The following is a 6,485-nucleotide window of genomic DNA, read 5'->3' as shown; positions in this document are numbered from 1 at the left end:
AACCTCTTCCGTGAAGAGGTTCCTTAAAACGTAGTTTGGGGTTCATGCTTGATCCTCACTTCATCGAGATCCCGAGTTCGGCAAAGAACCCCGCCAACTTCCGATCCACCTCAGCTTCCTCCCGCTCGATCTCCGCGAGCTCGCGGAAGACCGCCTGCAGGTCGATCTCTTCCTCTTCCTCCGAGGTGTCGACATAGCGCGGAATGTTGAGGTTGAAGTCGTTCTCCCGGATTTCGTCAAACGACGCCAAGTGCGCGTACTTCTCCACGTCCTTGCGGTCGAGGTACGCCTGGAAGATCTTCTCCAGGTGCTCGGGCATCAGGTAGTTCTTCGCGCGCTCCTTCTTGAAGTCCTTCGATGCGTCGATGAAGAGCACGTCGCGGGACGGGTTCTGCTTCTTCAGGATGATCACGCAGGTCGGGATCCCGGTCGAGAAGAAGATCCCGGCGGGCAAACCGATCACGGCGTAGATGCTCCCCGTCTCCAACAATCGTTGGCGGATGACGCCTTCCGCGCCCCCGCGGAATAGCACCCCGTGCGGGAGCACGATCCCCATGGTCCCTGTTTCCTTCAGGTGGTAGAACCCGTGGATGAGGAACGCGAAGTCCGCCTTGCTCGCGGGCGGGAGCTTCTTGTAGGGGGCGAAGCGCGGGTCGGAGAGGAGCCCCTCCCGGGCGTCGTACTTCTGGGAATAGGGCGGATTCATCACGACCGCGTCGAAGTTCGTGGGCTCGTCCGTCGGCCAGTCGGCATCGAGCGTGTCGCCGTTTCGCAGATGCTGGTGGGACCCCGGCACGCGGTGAAGCATCATGTTCATGCGCGCCAGGTTGTAGGTCTGGTTTTTGAGCTCCTGCCCGAAGTAGTGCACGGCCGCCTGGTTGTCGACGCCGCCGGCGTTCTCGACGAACTTGCGGATCTGCAAAAGCAACGACCCCGACCCGCACGTCGGGTCGTAGACCGTGAAGCCGTACTTCGAGGCCTGGCCGTGAGTGACGATGCTCGCGATCAATTCCGAGACCGACTGCGGCGTGTAGAACTCGCCCGCCTTCTTCCCGGATTCCGACGCGAACTGCGAGATCAGGTACTCGTAGGCGTCGCCCAGGGCGTCTTCGTCGTAGAGGTTGAAGTCGATGTGCGCGAGCGCCTTGATGACGGACGCGATCATGTCGTTGCGCTTGTCGACGGTCTTCCCGAGGTCCTTCGAGTCCACGTCGAAGTCTTCGAAGAGTCCTTCGTAGACGTCGCCCTTCGCGGTCTCCACTTCGCGGAAGGCCTGCTGCAGGTCGCGGAGCATGAAGGTGCGGTTGTTGATCTGCTCGTAGAACGCCGTGAAGGTGTGCTGCGGGAGGATCGCACAGCCGAAGCGGGCGGTCATCTCGGCCTCGAGCTCTTCCCAGGTGTCGGGATCCGCGGCCGCGGTCTCATACGCTTCCTGAGCGGCTTCGAGACTCTCGGGCTTTTCGTCGGTGAGGAGGTCGTAGGCTTCGACCAGCATCTTGTCGGAGAGCGCCTTGTAGAAGACGAGGCCGAGGAGGTAGTCCTTGTAGACGTCGGCGGACATGACCTTGCGCATTTCGTCCGCGGCCGCCCAAAGCGCGGCGTTGAGGTCTCGGGATGTGAGCTGCATGGGTGGATGAGTTCGGGGTTGGGAGGTGGCTGAAACCAACCTTCGCCCAGGCGCAGGAAGGCGCACAAATGCGCTGAAAAAGGCAGGGCGAAGGCGGCCCGAGGCCGCCGGTCTGTCAAAGTGATTCCGACATTGTCGCCCGAAATCGCCCGAGGTATCGTGGGGTATCTGCAAATCGGCCGAAAAACCTCCGCAAACTCAAGGAAACCCCGGCTCGGAGCGCTTGGCTCCGTGCTCCGTCCGGTCGGTCGTCGTCCGCCTTTCGACCGTCTGTTGTTCCTCCTCGCAAAACAAAGGACGCCGGGCTCCCCGCCGCAGCGTCCTTCGTCAGCCTGCGTCAACCGTCAGGCCGTCCGGGCAACCCGGTCACCTCACTTGAACGAGACCAGCACCTTCCCCGTCATCTCAGCGGGCGCCTCCACCCCCATCATCGCGAGCACGGTGGGCGCGACGTCCGCCAAGACGCCGGATTGAACCGCCGCGACCCTCTTGCTCACCACCGTGATCGGCACGGGCGACAAGGAATGCGCCGTGTTGGGGCTCCCGTCCGCATTCATCACGCAGTCGGCGTTCCCGTGGTCGGCGATCTGGACGACTTCGTAGCCGGATTCCAAAGCCGCCTCCACCACGATCTTCGCCGCGTCGTCGACGGCCTTCACGGCCTTCTCGACGGCGTCGTAGACGCCGGTGTGGCCCACCATGTCGCCGTTCGCGAAATTGAGGCAGACGAAGTCGAAGCGCTCTTCGCGCAGAGCGGCGGCGAGCTTCTCCGCGACTTCAGGCGCGCTCATCTCGGGCTTCAAGTCGTAGGTCGCCACCTTGGGCGACGGGACCAGAATGCGGTCTTCGCCCTCGAACGGCGCCTCGCGCCCGCCGTTCAGGAAGAACGTCACGTGCGCGTACTTTTCGGTCTCCGCAATGCGGAGCTGCGTGAGCCCCTGCTTCGCCACCCATTCGCCGATCGTGTTGACGACGTTTTCCTTCGGGAAGAGGACGGTGAGCCCGGTGAAGGACGCGTCGTACGGGGTCATCGTCGCGAAGAAGATGGGGATCGGCGTCATGCCGGACTCTTCGCGCTGGGTGAGCACCGTGGTGAGTTCCTTCGCGCGGTCGTTTCGGAAGTTGAGGAAGAGGACGGCGTCGCCCGGGCGGATGAGGCCGAGGGGCTGCCCCTCGGCGTCGATCCCCACGGTCGCCTTCACGAATTCGTCCGTCACCCCCTCGGCGTAGCTCGCTTCCAAAGCGTCCGACATGCGGGGGGCGGCCTTGCCGGTCCCCTTCGTCAGAAGGTCATAGGCTTCCTTCACGCGCTCCCAACGCTTGTCGCGGTCCATCGCGTAGTAGCGGCCGATCATGCTCGCCACTTTGCCGGGGAGCTCGCCGGATTCGAGCTTGGCTTCCAATTCACGCATGAACCCGAGCCCGCTCTTCGGGTCGGTGTCGCGCCCGTCCATGAAGGCGTGGACGCAGACGTCCTCAATCCCTTCCTTCTTGGCGAGCGAGAGGAAGGCGTAGAGATGTTCGTTCGAGGCGTGGACGCCCCCGTCCGAAAAGAGCCCCATGAGGTGCAGACGCGCGCCCGGCTTCTTCGCGGCGGAGACCAAGGCCTTCACGCCCTCGATCTCACCCAGGGTGCCCTCGCGGCAGGCCTTGTTGATCTTCACGAGGTCCTGGTAGACGACGCGGCCGGCGCCGATGTTGAGGTGGCCGACTTCCGAATTCCCCATCTGGCCTTCAGGGAGCCCCACGTAAAGGCCGTCGGTCCTGAGGAGCGCGTGCGGCCAGGAGGCTTCGAGGTTGGTGAGGAAGGGCGGGCGGACCGTCGAGATCACGTCGGCGCGGGAGCCGTCGCCGCGGCCCCAGCCGTCGAGGATCATGAGGAGGACTTTCTGAACGGGTTTCGTCATGTCGTGGTGCGGGGCGCCGGCCGGTGGGCGGCGCCCGGGAAGAAGAATGCCGTTGCTTGAGAAGAAGGCGCGGCGCCGGGAGAAGCCTTGAAGAGACTCTCCGCATCGTGCGCATCGTCGCCTTCGATGTGTGCGCCCGATGTTATCACGCGCGCGGGAAGCCTTCGGGCGGAAGCCTCCGGGAAGAGGGCCCCTCCGCCCAAACCTTCCCCAAAACCTTCGTCCCAGCCTTCGCCCTCATCACCGTCAAAGGGCTTCTTCGAATCCGCCTCAAAAACGATCCGGAAAGCGAACTTTCCTCCGCACCGAAAGTACAATGGAGCGTCAAGGGCGCGAGAAGACGGCGTTGCGCGTAGGCTCGGGAAGAGCCGACGAACGCTCGAAACGGCCGCACGGACGCGCCCCGAAAAGGAACACAAGAAGCTTCACCACACACCGGAGTCAAGCCCATGCCGACCCTCACGACCACTCTTCGCCGACAGACCTTCCTCGCCGCGGCGATCCTCACCGGCACGGTGCTCCTCGCGGGCTGCGGCTCGATGCCGGGGTTCGGGGGCGGCGATGCCGACGCCCAGGCTGACGCGGCCACGCCCGCCGACACGGTGGCGACGGGGGACGTCGGCCGCATGATGCTCACCCCCGGCGAAACGGTCTGCCTGATGCCGAACGCCAAGATCCAGTCCGAGCAGTTGGACAACGTGCTGCTCATGGGCATGCAGGCGGGCGGCGTCGCCGCGAGGCTCACGCGTGAGGGCGAACCCGCCGGGGCCTGCCCCAAGACCATCACCTACGACCTCGCGGTGGTGGAGGGGAAGTTGAAGAGCATGGACTTCCGTCTTTTGGAAGGCACGCGTCCCATGGCGCAGGCCTCCGGCCCCGCGGACGAAAAGGGTGAGATTCCGCTCAAACGCGTCCACGCCTACGTCGCGACCTTCGTCTCGCGCCTCTTGAAGACCCCGGTCCCGGCCGCGAATCCGCAGGCCGCCGAATAAGCCCCGACAATCCGCCGGGCGCCCCGCCCGGCGCCGCATCAAGTACGGAACGCCGTGAAATCGCTTGATTTCACAGCGTTTTTGTGTGCGCACGTACTTTTTTCGCCTTCCGTCCTGTCGGCCCCGTGCAACGCGGATACCGCATTTCGGCTACTTTTGAGTAACGCTCGGTACGTTTCTGCGGTTTTTCTGATAGGCTTCGCGTCACCTGAAGACGGACGACGCCTGTCCGAGCCCGTCTTTTCCCTACGGCAAAAGAAAAACCAAAGGAAATCCAACCATGACGCTCCTTCGCCAGACCGCCGCGGTCCGCGTGCTCTCCGCCGCGACGGCGCTCGCCTGCGCCGCGCTTTCGATCCCCGCCCAGGCGGCCGACATCAACGTTTCGGGCCGCATCGACACGTACGTCGAGGCCTACACGACGAGCAGCGGCACGCAGGGGCGTCTGTCGTCGGGCGGCGCGACGCCCTCGTTCCTCCTCGTCTCGGGCGAAGAGGACATGGGCGAAGGCTTGAAGGCCTCCTTCAACCTTGAGATGGGCTTCCTGCCGGAGAACGGCATGTCCACCCCCGACGGCTCGCCCACGGCCGGGAACTACATGTTCCAGCGTCAGGCGAACCTCGGTCTCCGTGGTTCCTTCGGTGAAGTGCGCTTCGGCTACCAGTACACGCCGACCTTCATCGCGTTGGCTTCGACCGACCCGGTGGGCTACTCGCTCGGCTCCGCCATGGGCACCTTCTCCGCGCCCGGCTACGCCGGCGTCAACGGCGGCGCGATGGACGACTTCAACGCCCGTAGCGAAAACGCAATCTCCTACACCTCGCCCAAGCTTTTCGGCAGCACGATCGTGAGCCTCTTCGTGGGTCTCGGCGAAACGACGAAGAAGAACGGCGAAGTCTCGACCACCCGCGGCAACTACTACGGCGCGTCGGTGCGCTTCATGCAGGATGCGTTGACCGTCGTCGGGGCCGCCTCCGCTGCCAAGGCCGAACACAAGGTGATGCCCTCGGGCGACGTGTCGCCCTCGACCGACTACCAGCTCGACTTTTCGGTCGGCTACGACTTCGGCGTCGTGAAGCCCGTCTTCACGATGGCCTACAAGAAGGGTGCGGACGACATCCGGAAGGGTTCCGACGTGCTCGCCACTCAGGTGGGCTTCTCGATGCCGATGGGGCAGGGCAAGTGGGCCGCGAGCGTGGGGTACCTGAAGAACCTCACGGATTCGGACGGCGATGCGGTTGCGGCCGGCACCCGCTACGACTACTCGCTCTCGAAGCGCACGTTCCTCTACACGGGCGTCGCGGCTGTCTGGAACGGCGACCTCGCCAACTACGGTCTGACGGGCGGCGGCGGTTCTTCGAACTTCCCGACCGACAAGCCGGGCCACTCGGCCTCGACCGTCTTCGTGGGGGTGAACCACAAGTTCTGACCGGGGCGTTTCGTCGGCCGGTCCGGAGGGGAGAACCGGTCAGGTCGGCGGACGATTCGGTGAGAAAAGCGGCTTTGGGCGTGAAAACCCAACGCCGCTTCTTTGTTTGTACGGGGCGTGATTCGGGCGGCGGCGCTTCGGCCGCAGCTCCGCAATCGCTCGGCCGGGTTCGACCGGGTTCGGCCGGATCAGCCGGGTTGGCCGGATCAGTGTGCGCCGACGCTCCTCACACCCGCCAAGCCGCGACCGGGTGCATGTAGCGGGGAAGGCCCGCGCGGATGTTGGAGGCGATCGGGGCGCTCTTCACCTTCTCGACACCTGCCGCCCGCCCGTCGGGCGTCTCCCCGAACGTCGGCTGCGCCTTCGCCGGGGCCTTCAAGCCGCGGGCCAGGGCCGGACCGGCTGTCAGCGCGGCGGGAGCGAGAAGAAGCATCGGAAGAAGCGTGCGGCGCTGCATGGGCGGTCTCCGGACAGTGCGAAAAGACGGGTCGGCACCGCCCTCTAAGGACTAGTAAGGGAATAACGTGTAA

5 protein-coding genes are annotated in these 6,485 nt (G+C 64.7%); 2 read left to right on the top strand and 3 right to left on the bottom strand.

Features of this window, described 5'->3' with window-relative positions:
* Window positions 1-55: 55 nt before the first annotated feature.
* Together HMPREF9440_RS05490 and gpmI are read right to left on the bottom strand one after the other, a co-directional pair.
* The gene (locus HMPREF9440_RS05490; protein ID WP_008542275.1) at window positions 56-1,627 is read right to left on the bottom strand and encodes a type I restriction-modification system subunit M; all 1,572 of its coding nucleotides are present in this window, start codon (window positions 1,625-1,627) and stop codon (window positions 56-58) included.
* Window positions 1,628-1,998: 371 nt separating this feature from the next.
* Window positions 1,999-3,534 (bottom strand): 2,3-bisphosphoglycerate-independent phosphoglycerate mutase, encoded by a 1,536-nt coding sequence (gpmI, locus tag HMPREF9440_RS05485; protein WP_008542273.1) that lies wholly within the window; start codon window positions 3,532-3,534, stop codon window positions 1,999-2,001.
* A gap of 449 nt (window positions 3,535-3,983) precedes the next feature.
* Between gpmI and HMPREF9440_RS05480 the strand changes: the two genes are divergently transcribed.
* Window positions 3,984-4,526: a hypothetical protein gene (locus tag HMPREF9440_RS05480; protein WP_008542270.1), complete on the top strand. Its 543-nt coding sequence runs from the start codon at window positions 3,984-3,986 to the stop codon at window positions 4,524-4,526.
* Between the two features lie 280 nt (window positions 4,527-4,806).
* Entirely contained in the window at window positions 4,807-5,955 is a 1,149-nt protein-coding gene (locus HMPREF9440_RS05475) for a porin (protein WP_008542268.1), read from the top strand.
* Window positions 5,956-6,181: 226 nt separating this feature from the next.
* On the opposite strand, the gene HMPREF9440_RS05470 is transcribed toward HMPREF9440_RS05475, so the two are convergent.
* Entirely contained in the window at window positions 6,182-6,412 is a 231-nt protein-coding gene (locus tag HMPREF9440_RS05470; protein WP_008542267.1) for a hypothetical protein, read from the bottom strand.
* Between the last annotated feature and the right edge of the window lie 73 nt (window positions 6,413-6,485).

The organism is Sutterella parvirubra YIT 11816 (genome assembly GCF_000250875.1).
Classification (GTDB): domain Bacteria; phylum Pseudomonadota; class Gammaproteobacteria; order Burkholderiales; family Burkholderiaceae_F; genus Sutterella; species Sutterella parvirubra.
The sequence above is the reverse complement of the archived record's forward strand: the minus strand, read 5'-3'. Positions and strand labels throughout refer to the sequence as shown.